Consider the following 321-nt stretch of genomic DNA (forward strand, 5'->3'; position numbering starts at 1 on the left):
GCTGATAGAAACGTTCCTCCGCAGAACTGAGATTTCGCATCGAAGACCCCAACACCCAACATACACCAGCATCTACAACCACAAGCGCAAACAACAATGAGCTTGAGTCAGTGAGTCGGTGAAGCCAGATAATCAGGAGCGCAAACAGCAGTCGCGTGCTCGAAAACGAAACGTGTTCACGCCACCATTTCCAAAAAGCTTTCATTGGCATCCTCTCGAAACGTCCGGCACATGCTGCTCTTGCCGGATGAATGGGGCGAAGCCCCTAATGGGTAGGTCCTACCCAATTTATTTACTACCGGTAAGTATCGTGATGGGGTT

Annotated in this window: 1 protein-coding gene; it reads right to left on the reverse strand. The window is 50.2% G+C overall.

The window, feature by feature from the left end:
- Positions 1 to 205 (reverse strand): hypothetical protein (locus AC1RPG_RS08590; RefSeq protein WP_481762568.1); only part of this gene is annotated, 205 nt, incomplete at its 3' end.
- Positions 206 to 321: the final 116 nt, after the last annotated feature.

Source organism: Dellaglioa sp. CoH-57-MRSF-18 (assembly GCF_056781995.1).